This is a genomic window from Planctomycetota bacterium, assembly GCA_039819165.1.
In the GTDB taxonomy this organism is placed as follows: Bacteria; Planctomycetota; Phycisphaerae; order Phycisphaerales; family UBA1924; genus JAHCJI01.
In genome coordinates this window covers 1,123,310-1,147,089 of record JBCBSM010000001.1, presented here as the reverse complement: position 1 = coordinate 1,147,089, position 23,780 = coordinate 1,123,310, and the positions used below count along the sequence as shown (strand labels likewise).

At 72.0% G+C, this 23,780-nt stretch carries 17 protein-coding genes; 6 read left to right on the top strand and 11 right to left on the bottom strand.

What is annotated here, in order from left to right:
• Window positions 1–8: 8 nt before the first annotated feature.
• The 7 genes from AAFX79_05030 to AAFX79_05000 all read right to left on the bottom strand — a co-directional run bounded on the left by AAFX79_05030 (window position 9) and on the right by AAFX79_05000 (window position 11,635).
• On the bottom strand, window positions 9–515 hold the full coding sequence (locus AAFX79_05030) for a hypothetical protein (protein ID MEO1007907.1): 507 nt from the start codon (window positions 513–515) through the stop codon (window positions 9–11).
• Entirely contained in the window at window positions 512–1,543 is a 1,032-nt protein-coding gene (locus tag AAFX79_05025) for a MoxR family ATPase (GenBank protein MEO1007906.1), read from the bottom strand. Before AAFX79_05025 ends, AAFX79_05030 begins: the two co-directional genes overlap by 4 nt.
• A 66-nt stretch (window positions 1,544–1,609) precedes the next feature.
• A complete protein-coding gene (locus tag AAFX79_05020; protein ID MEO1007905.1) occupies window positions 1,610–4,651 on the bottom strand; it encodes a glutamine amidotransferase in 3,042 nt (1,013 codons plus the stop codon).
• Window positions 4,648–5,766, bottom strand: coding sequence for a hypothetical protein (locus tag AAFX79_05015; GenBank protein ID MEO1007904.1), 1,119 nt, complete (start codon window positions 5,764–5,766; stop codon window positions 4,648–4,650). The genes AAFX79_05020 and AAFX79_05015 overlap by 4 nt, the downstream gene beginning before the upstream one ends.
• Window positions 5,767–5,799: 33 nt before the next feature.
• A complete protein-coding gene (locus tag AAFX79_05010) occupies window positions 5,800–7,404 on the bottom strand; it encodes a hypothetical protein (GenBank protein MEO1007903.1) in 1,605 nt (534 codons plus the stop codon).
• A gap of 34 nt (window positions 7,405–7,438) precedes the next feature.
• Window positions 7,439–9,112 carry a GspE/PulE family protein gene (locus tag AAFX79_05005; GenBank protein MEO1007902.1) on the bottom strand — a complete coding sequence of 558 codons (1,674 nt, stop codon included), beginning with the start codon at window positions 9,110–9,112 and terminating at the stop codon, window positions 7,439–7,441.
• A 3-nt stretch (window positions 9,113–9,115) separates the two neighbouring features.
• Window positions 9,116–11,635: a secretin N-terminal domain-containing protein gene (locus AAFX79_05000; GenBank protein ID MEO1007901.1), complete on the bottom strand. Its 2,520-nt coding sequence runs from the start codon at window positions 11,633–11,635 to the stop codon at window positions 9,116–9,118.
• Window positions 11,636–11,752: 117 nt separating this feature from the next.
• On the opposite strand from AAFX79_05000, the gene AAFX79_04995 reads away from it, so the two are divergent.
• Both AAFX79_04995 and AAFX79_04990 read left to right on the top strand, forming a co-directional pair.
• Window positions 11,753–12,742, top strand: a complete 990-nt coding sequence (locus AAFX79_04995; GenBank protein MEO1007900.1) for an ABC transporter substrate-binding protein — start codon at window positions 11,753–11,755, stop codon at window positions 12,740–12,742.
• A 126-nt stretch (window positions 12,743–12,868) separates the two neighbouring features.
• On the top strand, window positions 12,869–14,743 hold the full coding sequence (locus AAFX79_04990; protein MEO1007899.1) for a mechanosensitive ion channel family protein: 1,875 nt from the start codon (window positions 12,869–12,871) through the stop codon (window positions 14,741–14,743).
• 5 nt (window positions 14,744–14,748) lie between these two features.
• On the opposite strand, the gene AAFX79_04985 is transcribed toward AAFX79_04990, so the two are convergent.
• The 3 genes from AAFX79_04985 to AAFX79_04975 form a co-directional block, all read right to left on the bottom strand.
• Complete coding sequence (locus AAFX79_04985) at window positions 14,749–17,259, bottom strand: VacB/RNase II family 3'-5' exoribonuclease (GenBank protein ID MEO1007898.1); 2,511 nt, start codon at window positions 17,257–17,259, stop codon at window positions 14,749–14,751.
• A gap of 93 nt (window positions 17,260–17,352) precedes the next feature.
• Window positions 17,353–18,306: a hypothetical protein gene (locus tag AAFX79_04980; protein MEO1007897.1), complete on the bottom strand. Its 954-nt coding sequence runs from the start codon at window positions 18,304–18,306 to the stop codon at window positions 17,353–17,355.
• 183 nt (window positions 18,307–18,489) lie between these two features.
• Window positions 18,490–19,494 carry an NAD(P)H-binding protein gene (locus AAFX79_04975; GenBank protein ID MEO1007896.1) on the bottom strand — a complete coding sequence of 335 codons (1,005 nt, stop codon included), beginning with the start codon at window positions 19,492–19,494 and terminating at the stop codon, window positions 18,490–18,492.
• Window positions 19,495–19,563: 69 nt separating this feature from the next.
• Here AAFX79_04975 and AAFX79_04970 point away from each other — a divergent pair, with 69 nt between their 5' ends.
• Together AAFX79_04970 and AAFX79_04965 are read left to right on the top strand one after the other, a co-directional pair.
• The gene (locus AAFX79_04970) at window positions 19,564–20,364 is read left to right on the top strand and encodes an ABC transporter ATP-binding protein (protein MEO1007895.1); all 801 of its coding nucleotides are present in this window, start codon (window positions 19,564–19,566) and stop codon (window positions 20,362–20,364) included.
• An 11-nt stretch (window positions 20,365–20,375) separates the two neighbouring features.
• A complete protein-coding gene (locus tag AAFX79_04965) occupies window positions 20,376–21,182 on the top strand; it encodes a hypothetical protein (GenBank protein ID MEO1007894.1) in 807 nt (268 codons plus the stop codon).
• Window positions 21,183–21,184: 2 nt separating this feature from the next.
• On the opposite strand, the gene AAFX79_04960 is transcribed toward AAFX79_04965, so the two are convergent.
• Complete coding sequence (locus AAFX79_04960) at window positions 21,185–21,904, bottom strand: hypothetical protein (GenBank protein ID MEO1007893.1); 720 nt, start codon at window positions 21,902–21,904, stop codon at window positions 21,185–21,187.
• An 82-nt stretch (window positions 21,905–21,986) separates the two neighbouring features.
• On the opposite strand from AAFX79_04960, the gene AAFX79_04955 reads away from it, so the two are divergent.
• Window positions 21,987–22,772: a HEAT repeat domain-containing protein gene (locus AAFX79_04955; protein MEO1007892.1), complete on the top strand. Its 786-nt coding sequence runs from the start codon at window positions 21,987–21,989 to the stop codon at window positions 22,770–22,772.
• 27 nt (window positions 22,773–22,799) lie between these two features.
• Window positions 22,800–23,768, top strand: a complete 969-nt coding sequence (locus AAFX79_04950) for an alcohol dehydrogenase catalytic domain-containing protein (GenBank protein MEO1007891.1) — start codon at window positions 22,800–22,802, stop codon at window positions 23,766–23,768.
• Window positions 23,769–23,780: the final 12 nt, after the last annotated feature.

Sequence of the window (23,780 nt, the reverse complement as noted above, 5' to 3'; positions counted from 1 at the left end):
CCGGTCTTCTAATCCTGTTCCATTGGAATCCACGTGAGCTCCATCGGCTCCCGGGCGTCGGCCAGGGAATCGATCGGAATCTGCACGCGCGCCCAGCCCTTACTGGTTTGAACTCGAACGTGGCCGACTAGGCGATCGACGCCTGCACGGGCGGAGCTGGTTTCCCGGAGTTCCAGCCAGCCGTCCATGGCGTCTGTACCTTGCGCAGCGAAGAGCATCACGTCGAGTTCGAACGGAGCTTCATCCCGCCTGGCGAACAGCAAGGACGGAGTCGGGCGCGCTTCGGACTCCGCATCGAATTCGACGACCAGTCCACGCAAGCCCAGCGCCTCCGCGCCGTCGGCGAGTTGCCTCGCTTCGTGCAGCTTCCACTCATCGCCTCGTTGTACCACAACGAGCATCTCCCCGGCATGTCTGCGTGCGGCCCCCTCACTCGTACCGGCGCACCCGCTCGTGGTCCACACGAGACTCGTGGCGAAGATGGAGAAGGCGATCGCAGGGAGTTTCTTCATCATGCAACCCTCGTCGTCAGCGGCTCGGTCGGCGTCAGCTCCAGGATCTTCCGGACGACGTCGTCCGGATCGATGCGGTCGGCCTCGGCCTCGAAATTGAGCAGCACGCGGTGGCGGAGGGCGAGCAGTGCGGTCTCGCGGATGTCGGCGTAGCTGACGTGGTAGCGGCCGTCGATCAGGGCGCGAACCTTGCCGCCCAGCAGGAGTGCCTGGGCGCCGCGGGGGCTGGCGCCGCAGCGGATGTACTTCTCGACGGGGCCGCCGCCGCCGCCCGCGGCGTACTGGCCGCCGGGGTGCGTGCCGAGGACCAGCCGGGCGGCGTACTCCTTGACGTGCGGCGCGACGATGGCGCCGCGGACGAGCCGCTGCGCCTCGATGATGGCCGGGCCGTCCATCACCGGCTCGACCGATGGCGTGTCCTCGCCGGTGGTCCGGTCCAGGATCGTCATGAGGTCGTCGAGCTGGCTGTAGCCCACGTTGATCTTGAAGAGGAACCGGTCGAGCTGCGCCTCGGGCAGCGGGTAGGTGCCCTCCTGCTCGATGGGGTTCTGCGTCGCGAGCACGATGAAGGGCTGCTCGAGCGCGTGCGTCTGTCCGCCGACGGTCACGCTCCGCTCCTGCATCGCCTCGAGCAGGGCGGACTGCGTCTTGGGCGTGGCGCGGTTGATCTCGTCGGCCAGCACGATCTGGGCGAAGATCGGGCCCTTCTGGAACGCGAAGGTCCGCCGGCCGGTCTCGGGATCCTCGCTGACCAGCGTCGTGCCCGCGACGTCGGCGGGCATGAGGTCGGGCGTGAACTGGATGCGGCTGAAGTCCAGGTGCAGCGCCTCGCTCAGCGTGCGGACCAGCAGCGTCTTGCCGAGCCCGGGCACGCCCTCGAGCAGCACATTGCCGCCAGCGAAGAGCGAGATGAGCACCGCGTCGACCACGTCGGTGTGGCCTACGACCACCTTGCCGACTTCCTCGCGGAGGCGGACGAAGCTCTCGCCGAACTGCTTGCAGGCGGCCTTGACCTCCTCGGGCGTGTGCATGTCGTGGTTGTCTGCCATGGTCTTCCCTCCGGCCGATTCGCCCCGAGCGGGTGCTGGAACCGGGTGCTACTGCTGGTCGTCCATTTCCTCGCGGGTGCGCCGCTTGGCCTTGAGCAGCCGCGACATGCCCTCGTCGTCCTGGTTGGTTGTCGCGTCCGCTTCGGCCGCGGGCCGGGCCGGCCTGGCCGCGCCGTCTGCCGACTCGACGACGCTCGGCCCCGCACCCTTGAGGTCGGCCTCGTCGACCTCGAAGCGGGCCTTGGCGGTGGCGCGGCGGTCCTCCTCGCGCATCGCCGCGCGGACCTTCTCGCTCGGGCCGGCGTCGGGCCGAGCCAGGCGTTGCTGGGCCTTGGCCCGGGCCTCGCGGAGCGCATCGATCTGCTGGGCGGCCGTCTTCTCGCCCGACCGCGCGCCGCGCCGCAGCACGCGAAGGAAGCCCATGACGTCGATCCGCACGCGGCGGACGCCGACGTCGACGAGGAAGAGGCCGATGGCGAGGATGGCGGTGGGCAGCCACACGCTGCTGAGCGCCACGGGCATCTCGACGCCGTCGCGCCGCCAGACGTTGGCGTCCTCGGCGGCGGGATCGTCGGGCAGCACCCGCCCGCCGGTAAGCTCCGCAACGCGGCGGAGCAGGGCCTCGTTGGCCTGGGTCGCCCGGAACTCGTCGGCGAACGGCCGATCGACCGCCGCCTGCACCGTGCCCTCCAGGCGGGCGCCGTCCTGGCCCGGCGCGTCGTAGCCCAGGCTGAGCACGTAGGAGCCGGCGTCCTCGCTGTCGAAGCTGCCCTCGTAGCGGCCCGGGCCGGTCTGCTGCAGGCTGATCTCGGCGCCCGAGCCGTCGGGCGTCGCGATGCGGCCGGCGAACTGCGCGAAGTTCAGCCGCCGGCCACCCGGATCGGTCGCCTCGACGATGACGCGGGTGCGGTCGCCGTCGGTCTCGGTCGTGACGCGGACGTTGGCGTCGCCGGTGGCGCGCATGGTCCAGCGGACGTGCTGCTCCCAGAAGCTCTGGTACTCGCCCCAGCCCAGCCACATGGTGTTCCAGCGGGGCAGCGCGTCGGAGGTGTAGGCCAGCACGCGGCCCAGGCCGTGCTGCCACTGGGCCATGATGGGGTCGTTCTCCTTGCCCCGCATCGAGACGATGGCGAGCCCCTCGCGCTCGCCGGCGACGACGTAGCCCATGATGGGCGGCACGCCGCGGATGCCCCGCATCGCCTCGGTCAGCCCGGGCGTGATGGTGGGCACGAAGGGCGTGCCCTCCCAGATCAGCGGCCGCTTGACGGTCTGCGCCTCGCGGATGAAGATCTGCGGCAGCGTCGCCAGTTGGGCCTGCTGCGTGACCGGGTAGAACCTGCCGCCGGTCTGCTGGGCGATGTTCCTGAGCGAATTGAAGTCGCCCGGCGAGTGGGGGAACACGCCCACGGTGCTGATGGTGATCTGCGCCTTCTGGAATTGCGCGAGGATGCGGTTGCTGTAGCTGGGGTCGCCGTCGCTGATGATGATGGCGTGCTTGACGGCCGCGTCGGCCTCGACGAGCGCGTCGTAGGTCATCTGCAGCGACGGATTGAACGTCGGCATGTCGCCGAATCGCAGGTCGTCGATGGCCCGATACGCCGGCGAGCGATCGCCGACCTCGCTCATGGGCAGCACCCACCGCGTGCTGCCGCCGAAGCCCGTGAACTCGTTGATGCCCACCAAGTCCTTGCGGGTCAGCGCGTCGACGGCGGCCTTGGCGGTCTGCTGGCCGTAGAAGACGCCCTGGGGCATCTCGATGGAGTGCATGATGAGGGCGAGCGCGCCGCGGGGCAGCTGCCGCTTCTGCGGCGGGTCGAGGCGGACGGGCAGCACGTCCTCGAGCGGCGTGTTCTGCCAGCCGCCCGCGCCGAAGCTGTTGGGCCCGCCGATCATCACGAGCCCGCCGCCCAGATCGTGCACGTACTGGCGGATCTGGTCCTGGGCCTGGAAGCTGAAGTCGGCGGCGGCCTGGTTCATCAGCACGATCGCGTCGAAGGCGCTCAGCGCCGCGAGCGTATCGGGGATCTGCGCCGCCTCACGCACATCGGCGGCGATGCCCGAATCCCGCAGCGCCCGCACGAACGCGCCCGCGTCGCCGCCCTCCTGCGTGAGCACCAGCACCCGGCCCTCGCTGGCGACGAACGTCGTGGCGAGCGCCCGGTTGTTCTCCAGGATGGTGTCCTGCTCGCCCGCACCGCCCGCGGGCTCGAAGACGGCCTCGAACTGCAGCGCCTCGGCCGCGGGCACGCGGATGGGCACCACGAAGGTGTTGGGACCGGGCCGCAGCGAGACCATTTCGCCCAGCCCCTCGCTGGTGGGGTCGAGGTCGATGGGCCGCCCGTTGGCGAGGATGGACAGCGTGCCCTCCGCGGGCCCCTCGGAGTTGAGCGTGACGCGGAGGTTGGCGTTCTCATCTCGCCGCGCGGTCGCCGGCGCGAGCAGCCGCTCGACGATGACCTCGTTGCGGTAGCTGTACCGCAGCGGCAGCACGTCGATGGGCACGCCCTGGGCGCGGGCGGCGCGGGCTTCGGCCAGCAGGTCGCCCGCGGTCTCGTTGCCGTCGGTCATCAGCACGAGGCGGTAGGCCGCATCGGGCGGGCGGATGGCCAGACCGAGCCGGAGCGCCTCGGCCAGGTCGGTCTGGTCGGTGCGGCCGCTGTAGGTCTGCTCGACGTCGTCGGTCAGCGTCTTGGGCAGCGAACCGATGAACGCCTCCCGCGCCGTTGCGATGCTGCCGAAGCGATCGGTCTGGGCCTTGTGCGCGTCCAGCAGGCCGCGGGCGTAGGTGCGGGCCCGCTGCTGCGCGGGCGGCGGCACCGATCGGCTGCGATCGGTGATCACGGTGACCGCGACGTCCTCGGCCTCGTCCCGCAAGTGGGGCTCGGCGAGCGCCGCGACCACCATCGCCAGCACGACGATCCTCACGCCGAGCGCCACGCGGCGGCTCGCCGTCGCCATGCCCGAGAGGCTCTTGCGGCCGATGAGCAGCGTCAGCGGCACCAGCACCACGAGCAGCCAGAGCCACGCGGGCTGCGCGAACTCGATCGGCCCGACGGTGAGCACGGCCAGCACCGGCCCGCCCGGCGTCACGATCCGCCCCCGGGAACGTCGGCCACGGCGATGCGGTCCCGCCTCGAATCCAGCACGTGCAGATCGTCGTCGACGACCGCCGCCGCCCAGGGCGAGACGAGTTCGCCCGAGCCGCCCCATGTCGCCATCGAGCCGCCGCGCGCAAGGTCGACCCGCCGCACGCGACCGCCCCCGAATTCGGTCACCAGCACGCCGCCCGGCACCGCGGTCAGGCCGTAGGGATACCGAAAGCCCTCGTCGTCGCCACCGTCGGCAGCATCGGACGCATCGCCTTCGATCCAGCCCAGGTGCTCGCCATCGAGCGTGAATCGGCCCAGCCGGTGGTTGCAGGCGTCGGCGACGATCAGCTCCTCGCCCACGATCGCCAGCGACTGTGGCCGCTCGAAGACCACGCCCTCGTCGCCCAGCATCACGCTTCCGGGCTCGCCGAACTCGAACTCGAACGCAAAGCGGTCGTCGAAGGCCTGTACGCGGTCGTTGCCGCCGTACTCGCTCACGAAGAACCGCTCGATGGTCCGGCCGTCCTCGCCCAGCAGTACCGCGACGTCGGTGGGGTAGACGAACTGTCCGGGTCCGTCGCCGAACGCGCCGAAGCGCGCGATCATCTCGGCGTCGGCGGGGGCGCGCATGTCCGGGCCGTGCGCATCCGGCGGGCGGTAGAGCAGCACGCGGTGGTAGTGCGTGTCGACGACCATCACCAGCGGCCGGTCGGGCGTGGCGACGACCTCGCCGTCGAGCACCGCGTCGGCGAGCACCGTGATGCCCGTCGGCTTGCCGAGCACGCTGACGGGGGTGGTCCACCACAGGTCGACGAGCCCGGTCGCGGGGTCCATCCGCTGGATGCGGGCGGTCTTGTCGATGATCCACAGGTACCGGCCGTCGGCGTCGATCGCCCGCGGGTACAGCAGCTGGCCCGGCGAGGTGCCCGTTTGCCCGATGTAGCGGACCGCGGCCGGCTCGAGTGCTCCGGCCGCGTGCTCGCACGCCGGCATGAGTCCGGCCAGGATGAAGGCCGCGGCGACCAGCACGACGCGGATCGATGCCGCGGCCCACCCGCCCCGCGCGGGGTGGCTCGTGCCGCGGGGGCCATCCGGAGCGTCCTGCCTTCCTTGCACGCCGCCATCCTACCGGTGGATCGCGCCCGGGGTTCACCCGATCGGGGATCGGGATGCCCTCCGCCGGAGCACCGCCGCGACGCCGGCCGCCGCGATCGCGAGCGCCGAGCCGCCGGCGACGACGAGCGCCGTGCCCGCCGCAAGGTCCCGTTCGCGGTTGTAGTGCAGCAGATCCAGGAGCACCTGCGCAAGGCTGCCGCGCCCGGCGGGCAGCACGAGCACGGTCGCCTCGATCTCGTGCAGCGTAAGGGCCGCCGTGGCGAGCCCGGCGAGCGACGAGAGCCCGAGCGTCGCCGGGGCCGTCGCCCGCAGCCACGACGCCGGGCCGCCGTCGCCCAGCTGCTGCCGCGCGTCGGCCAGGTCGACCGGCTCGGCGCGGACCATCAGCGCGCCCGCGACGGCCGCCACGACGCCGAAGCGGGCCAGCATCGCCAGGGCGTGCAGCGTCACGCCATCGAGCGGCCACCACGCCGCCACGCCCAGCCGCGCGAACGCCGCCCCGACCAGCACGCCGGGCGTGAGCGCCGTGAATGCGAGCCCGGCGATGGCCGCGACGCCCAGCAGCCGCGCCCGCGTGCCGAGCAGGTAGCCCACCGAGACCGCCAGCGCCGCCCCCAGGCCGCCAAGAGCGGCGGCGAGCACGAGCGAATCGGCGATCGCGGCGCCGTGGAAGTCGACGAATCGCACGATCGGCGCGACTCCGCCCGCCCGCCACGCCATCAACGCGCCGGGCGCGACCACGCCGACCCCGACGATGCCGATGGCGAACGCACGCATCGCTTTCGGGCAGCGTGGCGGGGCCACCCCGCCGGGCGCGGCGCCTCGCGTCAGTGAGCCCGCGATCCAGGCCGCCGCGACCAACGCGACCACCAGCAGCGGCCAGGCGGCAAGCCACGCCCGCCAGCGGCCGTCCGGGCCCGTCTCGGCCAGCGTCCGCCAGACGTGGATGGCCAGCGTCTCCACCTGCGCCAGGTGCAAGGGCACCGCCGACCCGAGCATCACCAGGAACACCAGCGCCGCGGCGCGCAGAGGCGCTCCCCGGGCCAGCCGCGCGTGCAGCCACAGCCGCCGCACGGGCGAGGCTCCGGCGGCCGCCTCGATCTGCTGCCGAGAAACCGTCGCCAGCGAGGGCGCGAGCACCAGCGCCGCCAGCGGCGCCGACCATGCCGCGAGCCCGAGGATCGCCAGGGTCTTGCCGAACGCGATCGCCCGCCACGACGGCCCCCGCGCGAGCCACTGGCCCAGCACGGTGTCGGGAGCCCGCAGCTCACCCCAGCCCGAGTACGCGAGGTAGGCCGGCATTAGCAGCGGCAGCGCGACCAGCACGCACGACGCGACCCGTGGGCCACGCGACAGCACACGCGCGATCGGCCAGCCCAGCGCGGTGGCCAGCGCCGCGATGACGAGCGCGACGCCGAGGGTCAGCGCCAGCCGCCGTCCACCCGATGCACCCAGCCCGAGCCAGCCGACCTCGGCATCGCCGGCCCGGGCGCTGCTAAGCACGTCGACCATCGTCCACACGGCCGGAAGAGCAACCGCGCACCCGAGTACGCCGGCCACGATGGCGCACGCTACGAGCACCCCGACGGTCCGGACGGACCCGGGCATGCCGCCCTGCCGTGGGTCGCGTCCCCCCATTCGCGATCGTATGGACCGGGCCGGCGGATCCGCCCTAGGCAAGGACGCGGCGGATCTCGTCCTCGTCGGTCAGCCGCTTCTGGGCCTTGACGCGGGCATCCTCGATCATCGGCTTGAAGCCCGCCCGCTTGGCGGCCTCCATCAGCAGCACGCCATCGGCCCGCTGCGCGGTCAGCGTCCGCAGCTCGTCGTTCATGCGCATCAGCTCGTACACGCCCATCCGCCCGCGGTAGCGCTCGCCGGTCTCGGCCTTCTCTTCCTTCGTGGCCAGCTTGCGGACGAGCCGCTGCGCCATCACGCCCAGCAGCGAGCTGGTGACCAGGAACGGCTCCACGCCGATGTCCAGCAGGCGAGGGATGGCGCTCGGCGCGTCGTTGGTGTGCAGCGTCGCGAGCACGAGGTGGCCCGTCAGCGACGCCTGCACGGCGAGCTCGGCCGTTTCGTGGTCGCGGATCTCGCCGACCAGGATGACGTCGGGGTCCTGCCGCAGCAGGCTGCGTAGGCCCGTGGCGAAGGTCACGCCCCGCTTGACGTTGACCTGCATCTGGCTGATGCCCTCGAGGCGGTACTCCACCGGATCCTCGATGGTCATCACGTTGCGGCTGTCTCGGTCGACCATCGCGAGCGCCGAGTAGAGCGTCGTCGTCTTGCCCGAACCCGTGGGCCCCGTGACCAGCAGCATGCCGTTGGGCCGATCGACGGTCTCTTGCAGCTCCTGCTGCATCTCGGGCGTCATGCCGAGGGTGTCGAGGCTCAGCCGCGTCTGCCCCTGGTCGAGCAGGCGCATCACGATCCGCTCGCCGTGCACCGTCGGGATGACGCTCAGGCGGATGTCGACCTTGTGGCTGCCGACGCGGACGGTCGTCTGGCCGTCCTGCGGCGAATGCCGGTTGGCGATGTCCAGCTCGGTCATGACCTTGAGGCGGCTGGAGATCGCCGCCGCCAGCGACAGCGGGGGGCTGAAGGCGTCCACGAGCATGCCATCCACGCGGAGGCGGATGGTCAGCCGCGTCTCCTCGGGGTGGATGTGCACGTCGCTGGCCCGCCGCCGCAGGGCCTCGAAGAGGATCATGTTGACCAGGCGGATGACCGGTCCCTGCCGCGCGAGCGCGAGCAGGTCGTTGGACGAGCCGATCGAGCCCGCGGCGCTGGCGATGGCCCCCTCGTCGAGGGGCATCTCCTCGATGATCTCCGAGACGAGGTCCTGTCGCTGCTCGTAGCCGCGGTTCACGAGGCTCTGGACGACCGCGCGGGGCGTGAGCACCAGCCGCACCGGCATGTTCAGGTGGTCCTCGAGTTCGGCGAAGAAGGCCGGCTGCATGGGCTGCGCCGTCGCGACGGTCATCACCCGCCCGTCGCTCTTCACGCCGCCCACGTGCCGCTCGCGGGCCACCGGCGGCGGCACGACCTCGTAGAACCGCATCGCCGACTCGCTCAGGCGCGGCTCGGCGACGAAGGGCAGCCCGGTGCGCTCCGCTAGCAGCTTGAGCGACGTCTGCTCGTCGGTCGCCATGGCCGAGATCAGCAGGTCCCAGGGCTCGGTGTCCGAGCCGGGCATCTGGCGGAAGGCCCGCAGCGCCTCGGCCGTCAGCCGCGGGACGCGCAGCGCCCTTGCGACCCCCGGCAGGTTCTCGCCCGACGGAGCGCCGCTGGCGCCGGCGTCGCCGTTCGTTCCGTTGCCCCTGCCCCGCAGCGCGAGCTTGCCCATCGCCTACCGCCCGTCGCCCAGCGGCGTGGGGCCCTCGATCTCGATGGGCTCCTCGAACTCTCTGCGCAGCGGATCGTCGATGTCCAGCGGCAGCAGCACGCGGACCATCGAGGTCTCCAGCGGCGGCAGGTCGTCGCCCAGGCCGGCGACTTCCCGCGGTCCCTCGGTCAGCAGTTCGTAGTCCGAGATCGTCGGGTTGTAGAGCACCGTGGGCGTGATGAACACGTAGACCGTGGTCTTGCTGTCGCTGAGGTTGGTGTCGCGGAAGAGCAGCCCGATGAGCGGGATGTCGCCCAGCAGCGGCACGCTGATGATCGTGTCCGCGACGTCGTCCACGGTGATGCCGCCGACGACGATCGTCGAATCGCTCGGGATCGTGACCGACTCCGAGGTGACGTTGTTCTGCGTCCTGGGCGGCGGGATGCCGTCCGAGCCGGCCCCGATGAAGTCCGACAACTCCACGTCGTAGGACAGCGTGACGAAGCCGTTGGCGTTGATCTGCGGCGTTACCGTCAGCGTGGTGCCCGCCTCCTCGAAGCCGCCGAAGGAGACCTCGGTCGTCTCGCTGCCCTGCGTGGCGGTCGTGAAGGGCTGCTCTTCGATCGAGGCGATCGACGCCTCGGTGTTGTCGTCCACCAACAACTGCGGCGACGCCAGGATCCGCCCGTTCACCTGGTTCTGCAGCGCGTTGATGATGATGGGGACGAAGTCGGTCTGGACGACGGCGGCCGTCAGGCCCAGCAGCGCGTCGGTCACCACGTTGGTCTCCGTGGCGTCGCCGGATGCCTCGGTTAGTCCGAAGTTCTGCTGCAGCACGCCGCCCGAGCCGCCGGCGTTGATCAACTGCGTCTCGAAGGCCAGCCGCATGTCGTCGGACCACGTCACCGCCACGATCTTCGCGTCGATGAACACCTGCGGCCGCCGGCGGTCGATGGTCTGGATGATCCGCTCGAACTGCGGCTGCAGCCGCTGCGGCGCCCGCACGAACACCTGGTTGGTGCCCTCGTCGAAGGTGACGAACGCCTCCTCGCTTTGGACATCGCCCGTCGCATCGCCAAGAGGCGTCTGGCCCTGCTGGACCTGGCCCGGCGGGGGCTGCAGCGGCAGCGCGCCGACGCGCTCCGAGCCCTGCTGGAACGGGCTATCCACCGCGCGGCGGGTCCCCTCGACGAGCTCGGTCAGCAGATCGGCCACCGATTCCGCGTCCGCCCAGGACAGCCGGTACGGACGGATGATGATCTGGTCGTCGCCCGGGCGGAAGCGCTCGACGAACTCGGCGAACAGGTCCTGCTGCTCGGCCGTGCCGTAGTACACGATGGACTGCTGGGCCTCGTCGACGGCGATCAGCGACCCGCCGGCCTGCTGGCCCGCATCGCCGCCAACCACGCCGACGCCCCGCACCGGGATCTGCCGCGGCGCGGCCACCCCGCCAAGACCGCCGGCGGCGTCGGCCGTGGTCACCTCGATGACGGTGCCGAGCCCCCGCAGCTCCGCGAAGCGGCCGATGTCGCGCGTCACTGTGCCCGTGAAGTACCGCCGGGGCTCGAGCGTGTCCCGCTGGTCGACCAGCTCGAGCAGCTCGGCCACGCGGACGGCTTCGTCGGGCGTGCCGCGGAAGATCAGCCGGTTGCCCGTCGGCGCCACGATCAGCCGTTCGCCCAGGTTGCTCAGGGCCGACACGATCGAGGGTCCCTGGCCGTCGTCGCGGCCCTGCCCCCGCGTGGGCGTTGCGGGCACCGCGAATTGCTGGGACTCGACGCCCGCGAACTGGAGCACCCGCTCCCGCGCCGCCGGGGCCGACACGAAGCGGAGGTCGAAGGGAATCAGCCCCTGCTCGCTCCGCTCGGAGAGGATCGACTCGACCAGCCGCCGCACCTCGACGACCTTGCCCGGCGTCGCGGTCACGATCAGCACGCCGAGCTCGTCGAGCGCCGACAGCCGGATCTGCCCGCTCGTCGCCGCCACCTGCGCGGAGATGGCCTGCTGCATGATGCTCGGCTTGCTGTTGGGCGTGCGGATGATCAGCGTCGTCGGCAGCGAGTCGCCCGTCGTAACGGGCATGTTGCCGGTTGGCCGAACCTCGTAGAAGTCCTCGAGCGCGCCCGGCACCAGCGCAAAGTTGTTCTGCTCCAGGAACGAGTTGATCACGCCGAGGAATTCGTTCCTCGGGATGCGCAGCTCCTGGGTGATGACGACCGTGCCGGTCAGGGAGGTGTCGACGGCGATCTGCACGCCCAGCTCGCGGACGGCGATGTCCAGCAAGATGCGGAGTTCCACGGGCTCGGCGAAGGGGCTGATGGTGATGACGTCGTCCGCGGCCGGCGGCGTGACGCGCTGCTGCTGCCGCTGGGCCTGCTCGCCCTGGGGCCGGCCCTGCTGTTGCTGCTGCTGGGTGCCATCCTGCGCGAGCGACATCGAAGCGACGCCAACCGACAGGCCGGCGGCTCGCAGCAGCCTCCGGGCGGCCGTCGACGCCCGGCGTGTACGGGGCTCGTTCGTGGTGTCGGCGTGCGTTGCGGCCATCGTCTTTCTCCGCGCGGGCTACGGTTCTATCAGGGTCGAGCGCCGCGGGCCACCGCCGGGCCGCCGCGATCCGCTCATCGGCAATCCGAACGATCCTCCAGCAAGCCGCCACCCCGCATGCGTGTCGCCAGCCTGCTCCCATCGGCCACCGAGATCCTCTGCCTGGTTGGCGGGGCGTCGCTGCTCGTCGGCCGCAGCCACGAGTGCGATCATCCCGCCGGCCTCGACCACCTGTCCGTGCTGACGTCGGCCCGCACCGCGCTGGGGGTGAAGCCCGGCGCAGCCCGCGAGGTCGACCGCCTCGTGCGCCAGGATCGAGATGCCGAGGACTCCCTCTACGTCCTGGACACCGAGACGCTCGAGGCGCTGCGGCCCGACATCATTCTGACGCAGGATCTCTGCGATGTGTGCGCCATCCATCTGCCGGCGGTCGAGGCCGCCGCCCGCGCGATCGCGGCGTCCACTGGCCGCACGCCTGCCGTCGTCACGCTCCGCCCCGAGACGCCCGAGGACGTCTACGACGATTGCCTGCGGATCGGCGAGGTGATCGGACGCACCGCCGACGCGACGCGCGCCGTCGCGGCGCTGCGGGAGCGCTTCTTCGCCGCCGCCGACATCGTGGCGACCTTCGGCCCCGCGCCCGTCGTCGGCTTTCTGGAGTGGACCGACCCGCTCTTCATCGCCGGCCACTGGAACGTGCAACTCATCGAGCGCGCCGGCGGGCGGCACCCGCTCAACGAGACCGTGGCGAAGCACCAGGCCGGCGCCGCCATCGGCCCCATGCAGAGCGAGCGGGTCGCCGGCCGATCGATCGCGGTGCCGCCCGAGGTGTTCGCGGCCACGGCGCCCGAGGCGCTGGTGATCGCGCCGTGCGGGCTGGATCTGGCGCAGACCCGCCGCGTCGCCGCCGAGCTCGCCGAGAACGCCTGGTTTGTCGATCTACCCGCCGTGCGTACGGGCCGCGTCGCGCTGGTCAACGGCAACCAGATGTTCAATCGCCCGGGACCACGGCTCGTCGACGCCTTCGAGTGGCTCGTGGCCTGGCTGCACGACCGCCCGGACCGCATGCCCGCCGGCTTCCCCTGGGAGCCGATGGACCTCCGCTAGACCTTCTTTGCGATGCTCCGTAGCGGCCGTCCGGCCGCACACTCGCTCGATGAGGCCGGCGCCGCGGCGACGCCGGCCGGACTGTCCGAGCAATCCACCCAAACTCGTCATGCTCTAGCATCGCCGATGCTGCACCGATGGATCCCGATCGTGGCCGTGATGGCGGGGGCGCTCTTGCATGCGCCCGTGGCGGCGGCGCAGGACACGCCGCCGCCCGAGCCGCCGGCCGCCGAAACCGAGCCCGTCGACCCACGCTTCGAGAGCCCCCGGGCGTCGATGATGACCTTCCTGCGGGCCGTCGAGACCTACCGCGAGAGTCCGGCCTTCTCCCGGGAGCGGGCCGACGCCGAGGATGATCTCGCTCGCGTGCTCGGGCTGTCGGGGCCCGAGGCGGTGTCGGCGGTCAACACCGCCATCCGGCTGCACGAGGCCCTCAAGCGGATGGGCACCATCTCCCGGTTTGCGCTGCCGGATCGGCCCGCGCTCGAGCGGGCCCGCGAGCGCGGCGAGCCGATCCAGCGCTTCGCGTACTTCCCGTACGAGTACGGCGGCTCGATCCTGGAGGGCCAGCGGGAGGCGGCCCGCGTCGCCGAGGAGCAGCAGATCGCGCTCGTCGCCGACGCCGACGGCGGATGGGCGTTCTCGAGCGCAACGGTCGACGGCTCCGAGGAGTTGTTCCGCAAGGTCGCCCGCCTGCCCGTGCAGTGGGGCGACGAGGACGGCGAGCTGACGCTGCCGCTCCGCATCGAGGCCTGGGTCTCGGCCAACCTCGAGCCGCTGCTCTCCGAGCGGGTGGTCTGGGCGAAGGTGGTCGGCATTCCGGTGTGGAAGTGGCTGCTGATCGCAGCCATCGTGGCGGCGGGCGTCGTCGCCGACCTGCTCGCGGCGTTGCTGCTGCGGTTCCTGTGGTGGCTGTTCTTCGCCCGCCGCGGCGTGGAGGCCGACCCCAAGGTCGTGCGCCGCGCGACGCGGCCCTTTGCGCTGCTCGCCGCCGCCACGGTGTGGTACTGGGGGCAGCACCTGCTGGGGCTCGGACGGCTGGCCGAGGTCATCATCGGCGTCGCGGTGCTGACGATCCTCGTGCTGGCGGCGATCTGGGCGGGATTCCGCCTGGTCGACCTCGCGGGCGACGTGCTCATGAAGCGGGCCGAGCGGAGCACCACCAAGGTCGACGACCTGCTCGTGCCCCTGGGCCGCAAGGTCGCGAAGGTGATCGTGGTCGTCTTCGGCGTGATCTACGTGGCCAACTCGCTGGACCAGGAGATCCTGCCGCTGCTGACGGGCCTGGGCATCGGTGGCCTGGCGGTCGCCTTCGCCGCCAAGGACACCATCGAGAACTTCTTCGGGTCCATCGCGGTCATCGCCGACCGCCCCTTCGAGGTCGGCGACTGGGTCGTCGTCGATGACGTCGAGGGCACCGTCGAAGAGCTGGGCATGCGCTCAACCCGCATCCGCACGTTCTACGACTCCTTGGTCACCGTGCCCAACGCCACGCTGGTGCGCGCCACGGTCGACAACTACGGCCGCCGCCGCTACCGCCGCTTCAGGACCCACATCGGGCTGACCTACGACACGCCGCCCGATGCGGTGTCGGCCTTCTGCGAGGGCGTGCGGGACCTCGTCCGCCGCCATCCCTACACGCGGAAGGACTACTTCCACGTCTACCTCAACAAGTTCAGCGCCTCGAGCATCGACGTGCTGGTGTACATGTTCCACGCCTGCCCCGACTGGGCGACCGAGCTCCGCGAACGCGAGCGATTCCTGCTCGATGTCATGCGGCTGGCCGAGCGGCTGGGCGTGCGATTCGCCTTCCCGACGCAGACGCTGCACGTGCTGCAGGAGCAGCCGCCGGAGCCGCCCGAGATCGAGGCCGACGCCGGCAAGCACGGGGTGCGGGCCGCGCGGGAGGTCACGAAGGGGGCCGACTGGCAGGAGCGCCGGCCCGGCCCGGTGAGCTACCGCGCTCCCGAGTGGGCCGACACCGTTGGCGGCGACGGGTAGCGGCGCTACTTCTTGTCCCGCCGGTAGTCCTTCTTGCCCTTGTCGCGGGCCTTGCTCTTCCGGCTGCGCCGTGTCCCGCCGGGCATCTTCTTGAAGCCGGTGCCGCCGGCGGATTCCAGCCCGCCGCCGCCCCCACCCAGCGTGAGCCCCTCGACCGGCTTGGCCTTGCCGGCGGCCCGCGAGTCGGCGTCGGCGATCAAGAGCTCGAGCTGCCGCTTGGGAAGGTCGACGGCGCCGATCTGCACGCGGACGCGGTCGCCGAAGTTGAACGAGCGGCCCGAGTGCTTGTCCACCAGCGCGCCCGTGTCCCGCACCTGGATCCACTTGGGCGTGCGGCCCTCGCGCGTGGTGTCGCCCGGCAGGTCGACCATCCGGATGAAGCCGTCGGCCAGGTACTTGTCGATCTGCACGTAAATGCCTCGCGGCGTGATGCCGGTGATCACCCCGTCGAAAACCTCGCCCACCATGTTGCTCAGCAGCTGGAGGACGAGGAAGGCCCGCAGCTCCCGCTCGGCCTCGGTAGCGTTCTGCTCGGTGTCCGAGATGTGCCGCCCGATGACCACGAGGTCCTGCTGCTCGATGTAGGCGTCGTGATCGGCCAGCTTGCGGCCCAGCAGCTTCATCTGCTTGTCTCCCGCGGGCGGATTCTGGCCGTTGTCGGTGAGCGCCAGGAACGCCTGCAGCAGCCGGTGGGTCAGCAGGTCGGCGTAGCGGCGGATCGGGCTGGTGAAGTGCGAGTAGGCGTCGCTCGCCAGCGCGAAGTGGCCGATGGCCGCCGGCGAGTACTCGGCCTTGGTCAGCGTGCGGAGCACGGCCATGTGCACGGCCCGCGCGCTGGGCTTGCCGCGGGTGGCGTCCAGGAGGGCCTGCAGTTCCTCGCGCGTCGGGTTCTTGGGGATGCTGTAGCCCGCGACCTTGGCGACCTTGCCGGCCTCCTCCATGCCCGCGGGCGCGGGGGTGGGGTGGACGCGCCGCATGACTGGCACGTGCATCCGCTCGAACAGCCGGGCGGTGGCCTCGTTGGCCTCCACCATGAACATCTCGATGATGGTGTGCGTGAAGGCGTCGTCCTCGGGCTCGGCGTCGACGACGTGCCCGTTGTCGTCGTAGATCAGCTCGACGTCGGGCAGGTCGAGGTGGATCATGCCGGCCCGCCGCCGCCGTTCGCGGATGGTCCGGGCCAACCCGTCCATCGCCTTGAGCGTGTTCCTGAGCTTCGGCGTGTAGTCGGTCGCCGTCCGGGCGTGCTTCTTGGCTTCTTCCTCGTTGCCGTCGATGAGGGCCTGGGCCTCGAGGTAGGTCATCCGCTTGGCGGAGTTGATGATCGACTGGGCGAAGCCCGTCTTGGTCACCCGGCCCGACAGGTCGTAGTGGATGAACACCGACTTGGCGAAGCGGGGCACCCGCTCCTGCAGCGAGCAGATGCCGTTGCTGAGAATCTCGGGCAGCATCGGGATGACGTGCCGGGGCAGGTACACGCTGTTGCCGCGGTCCCGGGCCTCGCGGTCCAGCGGCGAGCCGGGATCGATGAAGAACGCGACGTCGGCGATGTGGATGCCCAGCTCCCAGCCGTCGTCGGTCCGCGTGATCGAGATCGCGTCGTCGTAATCCTTGGCGTCCGGCGGATCGATCGTGCAGATGAACTGCTTGGTCAGGTCGAGGCGGCCGGGCAGCGCGGTGGGGCCGTCGGAGAGGAACGCCTCGATCGCGGCGTCGAAGCGCCGCGTCGCCTCGCGGGCCTGGTCCAGGCAGGCATCGGGGAACTCGTCGGGCGGCAGGCCGTAGGCCGCGATCACCGCCTGCGTCTCGACGTCGGGCTTGCCGGCCTCGCCCAGCACCCGCGTGATGACGCCCTCGGCTAGCGCGCCGCCCTCGGGGTATTCGACGAGATCGACGACAACCTTGTCGCCCTCGCTGACGTACTTGCTCTCGGCGTCGTGGATCACGATCGGCCCGATGGATGTGTCGCCGTCGGGCATTGCAAGCCAGGTCTGCCCACGCTGCTGCATGGTGGCGGCGTAGCTCGATCGCTTGCGGGAGACGATCTCCACGATCGCGGCCACGTACTGCGGCCCGAAGCCGCCGCGCCCCGAGGCCTCCCGCTTGCGATCGCGGCGGACCTGCGCGCGGACGCGGTCGCCCGACAACGCGCCCAGGGTCGCCTCGGCGGGGCAGAAGATCTGGCCCTCGCGGACCTTGACGTCGGGACGCACGAAGCCGAAGCCCTTGCCGGTGCGCTGGAAGACGCCCTCGATCTCCTCGCCCAGGCTCTCGAGCGTCGGCAGCGAGACGTGGCCCGCGTGGCCGACGGCGATCTCGCCGGCGTCGGCCAGGCCCCGGATGGCGGCCTCGAACTCGGAAACATCGTCGGCGCGCAGCTCCTCGGCCAGCGACGCGATCAGCGTGGGCTCGTACTGCTCGTGCCCCACGTGTCGCAGCACGAGGCTGCGGTACTTCAGCACGGCGTCGGATTGGGCGGCAGGAGCGATGGTGAAACCTCCGTCGCGGGCGATCACGTCGCCCGGACGGCAAGGCTATCGGTGCAACGCCCCGGGGAGCGTTGGGCGCGGGCTTGGCTTGATCGGAGCTGGCCGAGAGGCCGGATGGACTCAGGCGGCCTTGCGTTCCTCGCCGCCCGCGGCTTCGAGGGCCCGGATGACCGACCACAGCTCGTGGGCGAGGGCGTCGTGGCCCGCTCGCTTGAGCGCCGGGCCCAGGCCCTTGGCGATCGAGCCGAAGTACCACAGCGCGAATTCGCGGCCGCCCTGGAAGAGGCTCCATACCGCGTCGCCCACGGTCTGGTGGCGGGACAGCACCGCCCGGCCCGCGGCCACGGCGCCGCTGGAGGCCACCAGCAGGGCCGACGCGTCGGCCACCTCGACCAGCTTGGCGTGCACGTTCGAGGGCTTGCCGCTCGGGCTCATGGGCACGGTGAGCAGCAGCTCGGCCCGCTCGAGCAGATCGACCGCCGGCTCGCCGAAGCGGACCTGGGCGTCCTCGCGGTCGACGCAGGGGGCCTTGGGATCGATGGTGTCCAGCAGGCCGGCGGCGACGGCCTCGTCCTCGCCGCCCCCGTGCTGGATGATGAGCGCCGCGGCCGCCAGCCGCTGGGCCGCGGCGCCCGACGCCTGCATGGAGGCGAAGGCGCCGCCGTCGAGCGAGAGCACGGCCTGCATCGCCGTCGCCAGACCAACCTGGCCGGCGGTTGGCTTGGGCTCGGTCGCACGCTGCTGCGAGGTCGGTCCGTTGGACTTCGATTGGTTGGGCGTGGACTGTTCGGGCGTGGTCTCGTCGGCCGCACCGTCGGCGTTGCCGTCCTGCTGCGATTCGGGCTGCGCGTCCTCGCCCTGCGTGCCATCGGCCATCGCCTGCGCCTCCTTCACCAGAACCTCCGCGTCGTCGAAGCTGTCGAGCTGGTAGGCCACCTCGTCGAAGTCGGCGGCCAGCAGGTCGCCGATCGTGACGATGCCCTTGCGGCTCAGGCTTACGACCACCGACGCAGATGCGGACGGCAGTTCCGAAATCGGCAGGTCACACACTGGTCGCGTCCCCGTCGTTGCCATCCGGTCGGCTCCTCACCCATCTCCCCCGGTGTGCATCGGCCCGATGCCGCCGGCCGGCGAGGGGGTGGCGCGCGACGGATGGAAGCGGGACGAATGGCATGCGGCGTGGCCGGCACGACCGGCGCCGCCCGCGCGGTGAACGGTCCGGTAGCCCGCTCAGCCGATCGATGCGAGGGATCGCCCCTAGAGCGTGCCGGCATACTCCGGGAAGCTCTCGCGGAAGGACTTCGGCTCGGCGTCGAAGTAGCCGCGGCCGCGATCGATCTCGGCGGTGGAGTCCTGGCCGCCCATGGTCGCCATGCCCGCGTCGAAGGGCAGCAGCCGCCCGAGCCCGACGAAGCTCGCCACCTGGGCCTTCGCCGCCGCGATCTCCGCGGGCACCCACATGGGCTTGAGGCCCTTCTTGGCGTGCGGCACGTGCCCGTGCGCGAACTGGAGCATCTCGGGCCAGCTCATCCGCTCGGGGCCCACCACGTTGAACACCTCGCCGATGGTCTCGGGCCGCTCGAGCGCCTCGGCGAAGTACGCCGCCACGTCGCCCACGAAGACCGGCTGCACGCAGGGGTCGACGTAGTCGGTCCCGCCCAGGGGCACGCGGAGGTCGGCCTCGGGCCGGCGGAAGTAGGGCAGGCCGATGAACGGCGGGATCTCGCCCCGCGACCAGCCGGCGATCAGCTCGGCGAACTCGCCGCCCGGCCCGTGGATCAGGCTCGGCCGCAGGATCGTCCAGTCCAGATCGCTGCCGCGGACGATGGTCTCGGCCTCGAACTTGGTCCGCTGGTACTCGCAGCGGCCCTCGTCGTCGACGCCCAGCGCCGACATGTGCACGTACCGCCGCACCTTCCGGTCGCGGCAGGCCCGCACGACGTTGCGGGTGGCGTCGACGTGCAGCTCCTCGAACTTCTGGTCGCGGCCCTCCCGCAGGATGCCCACGAGGTGGATGGCCGCCGAAGCCCCCGCGACGAGATCGCCCGTCGTCTTCGGGTCGCGGACGTCGCCGTACACGACCTCGATGCGGTCGTCGCCGATCCACTGGTTCGCGCGTTCCCGGCCGCGGGCGAGTGCCCGCACGCGCCACCCACGCTCGAGCAGCTCATCCACGACGGCGCGGCCGACGAAGCCCGTCGCGCCCGTCACCGCCACGCTGCCGCGATCCGCCCCCGAAGTGTCGCCGTTCTGGTTCGCCATCGCCGTGCTCCGGGCCTTTGGGGCAACGCATGCTCGTCGCCGCGTCCATCGAGCGGGTAGCGTAGCGGCATGGATGTTCCCGAGCCCGCCGCCGGGCCGTCGCTCGAGGCCTCCGCGGTGCGGTACGAGTTCGCGGCCGGCGGGGGCGTCGGCCCGCTCGATGCCGCCCTCGGCCCGGGCGATCGCGTCGCGATCATCGGGCCCAACGGCGCCGGCAAGACCACGCTGCTGCGGCTGCTCGCCGGCGTGCTTCGGCCCTCGGCGGGCGCCGTCCGCCTGGGCGGACGGCCCGTGGCGTCCTGGTCCCCCCGGGCCCGGGCGGGCAGGCTCGCGCTCGTGCCCCAGCGGCAGTCGCTGGCCTTCGCGTACACCGTCCGCGAGTACGTCGGCTTCGGGACCTACGCCGCCGGGGGCCGGCAGGGCGTGGACGAGGCGATCGCCGCCCTGGACCTCGGCCCGCTCGCCGAGAGCCCCATGCCGCGGCTCAGCGTGGGCCAGCAGCAGCGGGCCGCCATCGCCCGGGCGTTGGCGCAGCTGGGGCCTGCGCCCACCGCGGGCGCGGTGCTCCTGGCCGACGAGCCCACGGCCGCCCTGGATACCGCCCACGTCGGCCACCTCACGCGGGCGCTGCGGACGCTGTCGGAGCACGGCGTGGCGATCGCCTTCGTGGCCCACGACCTGCTGTGGGCCGCGGCGCTGGCCACCCGCGTGATCGCCATCGCATCCGATGGCCGCTGTGCCAGGCTCGACGCCGCCGAACTGGCCGACCCCGAATCCCTCGGCGCGGTGTTCGGGGCCCGGTTCGACCGATACAGCACGGCGACGGGGGATCGCCGCGTGGCGCTGCCCTCGTACGCCCCGGCTCCCTAGCGTGAATCACTATGTGGCAATGGATCCAAGGCAACATCAGCCTGCTCATCTTCCTGCTGACCATCGGCGTCACGGCCGCCGGCTGGATCCTCAAGCAGGTCGATGAGGCGATGCAGCGTAAGCGGCTGGAGAAGCAGCGGGGGCGTGCGAGGCTCGAGGCCCTCCGCACCGGGCAATCCCAGACGGCCGGCGCATCGGGGCCATCCCGATCGCCGCCGGCCGCGACTCCTGCGCCCCAGCAGCTCACGCCCCGCCAGAGGCTGGAGGAACTCGCCAAGCGCCGCCAGGAGGGCGCGAGGCAGTCCGCCGAGGCGCGGCAGCGCGAGCTCCAGGAGCAGATCCGCCGCCGCCGCGAGGCCGCCGAGGCCCAGCGCCGCCAGCAGCCCGCCCGGCGGCAGTCGCCGGGGCCCGCGCAGCAACCGCAGGCACAGGTCCGCACGCCGACGTCGCAGCGGCAGGCCGGCCAGCCCCGCCCGCAGCCACGGCCGGCTCCGCAGCCCAGCCGGCGGACGTCGTCGGGTTCGGCCGGCCGATCGCCCGCCCGCCGCGCCACCGAGCCCACCCCCCGCACGCGGACGCCCGAACGCCGGCGGGAACGGCCCACGCCGACGCCGTCGGCCGAGCGTCGGCGGCCATCCGTGGCGGCGCCCCCTATGCCCGCCGTACCCGCCGAGGCTTCCGGCGACGCGATCCTCCGCGCAGCCCGTGGCACCGCGCAGCGCGGCGTCTTCACCCGCGCCGCGCTCCGCCAGGCGATCCTGATGCGCGAGATCCTCGATCCGCCGATCGCCCTGCGCGAGCAACGGGGCCAGTCCTAGGGCTAGGGCTCGGCCCGCGGCACCACGATCTCGGTGAGTTCTACGGCCTCACGTCGGCGTTGCACGGGCACGCCGAAGACCGAAACCCGCAGCGCCAGTGATTCGTCGACGATGCCCAGCCGTGGCACGGCGGTGCTCTCGTACCGCTGGCGGACCCGCGCCGGCGACAGCACCAGCACGAGGTCGTGGTGCAGCGTCCAGGCCGGCCGCGGATCGTCCTCGGCGCTCCAGGACGCCTGCTCGATGCCCCGGAAGCGTCGCTCGGCCGTCCCCCGCTCCGAGGGCTCGCGTGCGCGTGCCTCCTCCGGCGTCCAGACGCCGTCGTACAGCCGCACGTCGGCGGATTCGGTCGCCGGGAGCGCCGCGCCCGGCCGGGGCACGAGCGCGAGCGGCGGGTCGAACACCGCCGTCTCGTTGCGCTGGGCGTCGACGAGGAACTCCGTCGCCGGCCGCCCGTCGGCCAGGCGCCGCACGCCGACGACGGATGCGGCGTCGTTGCCGGCGCGGCGGAATCGGACGGTCCACGCGCCATCCGCCTCGGGCGAGACCTCCACGAACTCCTCGATCGCCGGCCCCGTCCCGACTCGCCGCGTGTTGATCGCCTCGAAGGGCCCGGGCAGGTAGAAGACCGGCCCGCCCAGGTCGGGCATCGCCTCCATGGAGGGTGCGGGCGGTCCCGCCCCGCAGCCATTGCCCCAGCCCGCCGCGCAGCACAGGGCCACGCCGGCGGCCGCGGCGCCGATAGCATGCCGGATGTTCCGCGTTCCTCGATCCACGCATCGTGCAGAGTGCCCTGCCGTTGTCATGCTGGCGTTGATTCCCGTGCTGCTGGGGGGCTGTGCGCTGGACGAACTCGCGCCACAACTCGGCGAGGGGAGCGTGCTGAACAACCTGTTCGCGGGTCCGCAGGAGAACGTCGCCGAGCTCGCGCAGGATCCGTACGACCCGGATGCACGCTATCGCGGCACGGTGCGGCTGGCAAACCAGCTCGTCGAGCCCGATGAACTCGTCGTCGACATCTTCCGCGAGAACCTCGATGACGAGTACGCCAGCGTCCGGGCCGCCGCGGCGCGGGGCATCGCGGCGCACGGTCGCGCCGCCGACGCCGCGCTGCTCATCGACGCGCTCTACGACGAAGATCCGCTGGTCCGCCGCGCGGCGGCCATGGGCCTGCAGCGGATGCACGACCCCGATGCCGTCCCGAGGCTGATCGAGCTGATCGATCCGGAGATCGAGCCCGAGGAGACCATCCGCGTGGAGGCGGCGCTCGCGCTCGGGCAGTACCCCCAGAGCGAGGTGGTGCTCGCCCTCATCGAATCGCTGCGCTCCGACCTCGAGCAGAGCCTGACGGTGCACCGCTCGGCCGCAGGCTCGCTGGCGACGCTGACGGGCCAGGACTACGGGCTGGACTTCGAGCGCTGGCAGCGCTGGTCCGATAGCGAGAGCGATTGGTTCGCCGGCCAGGAAGAGTACATCTACCCGGTCTTCAGCCGAAGTAGGGCCTGGTACGAGTACATCGTGCCGGTGCTGCCGCCGCCGCCCAACGAGACGCCCTCGACGCCGATCGGGCTCTCTCGGGCGCCCCGGTAGGCGGCGGGCTTACGCACGGAGTTCTGCTTGGAAGCCATCGCCGCCCGCGGATCGCAGCCCTCGTTCCTCGACGCCGCCGCCACGCCCGGCTGCCCGCCCGACCACGCGGTCGTCCGCGTGCGGCTTGCGGGAGACGTGCCCGAGCGCGTCGCCGCTGCCGCCCGTGACGCTCGGGCCGACGCCATCCTGGGCCGCGACCTCGTCGGCGTGGTCTCCGAGGTCGGCGACGAAGCGCCCACGAGCATCCGGGATCGGCTGCTCAAGGCCCGCGTGGCGTGCGCCTCCCGCGTGGCCATCGGCACCTGCGACATGTGCCGCGCGGGCGTTCCGCAGCACTGCCGCGACGGCGACACCCTCGGCGCGGGCCGGCTGGATGGCACACTCTCCGGATCGGTGGCGATCCCATGGCGGAACCTCGCGCTGGTGCCCGACGGCATGGACGACGCCGTGGCGCTGCTCGCCCAGCCGCTGGCACGGGCCATCCACGCCGCCCGCATGATCCGCATGCAGGGCAAGGTCTACGTCACGGTGCTGGGCGACAACCTCAACGCGCTGCTCGCCGCCCAGGTCATCGCGCAGCTCAACGCCACCGTCCGCATCTTGGGGTGGCGGCCCGAGGTCTTCGGCCGCGCCGAGAAGTGGGGCATCCAGCATCGCCACGCCGACGAGGTCGGCCGCCGCGAGGACCAGACCGTCGTCGTCGACTGCATGGGCTCCGAGCGCTCGCTCGACCTGGCGCTCGGGCTGGTCCGGCCGCGTGGCACCATCATCCTCGCCAGCGCGTCCGAAGCCAGTGCGACGGCCGACCTGAGCGCGGTCGTCCGCAACGAGCTAGAGCTGCTCGGCGCCCGCGACGGCCCCGTCTCCGATGCGCTCGCCATGCTCGCCCGCGGCGACATCGACACCGCAGGCCTCATCGAGGCCCGCGTGCGAGCGCCCGAGGCGCCCCGGGTGCTGTCCCGGCCCGAACTGCTCTACGTCGCCGTCGAGTTCTGACCCGCCGGGCCG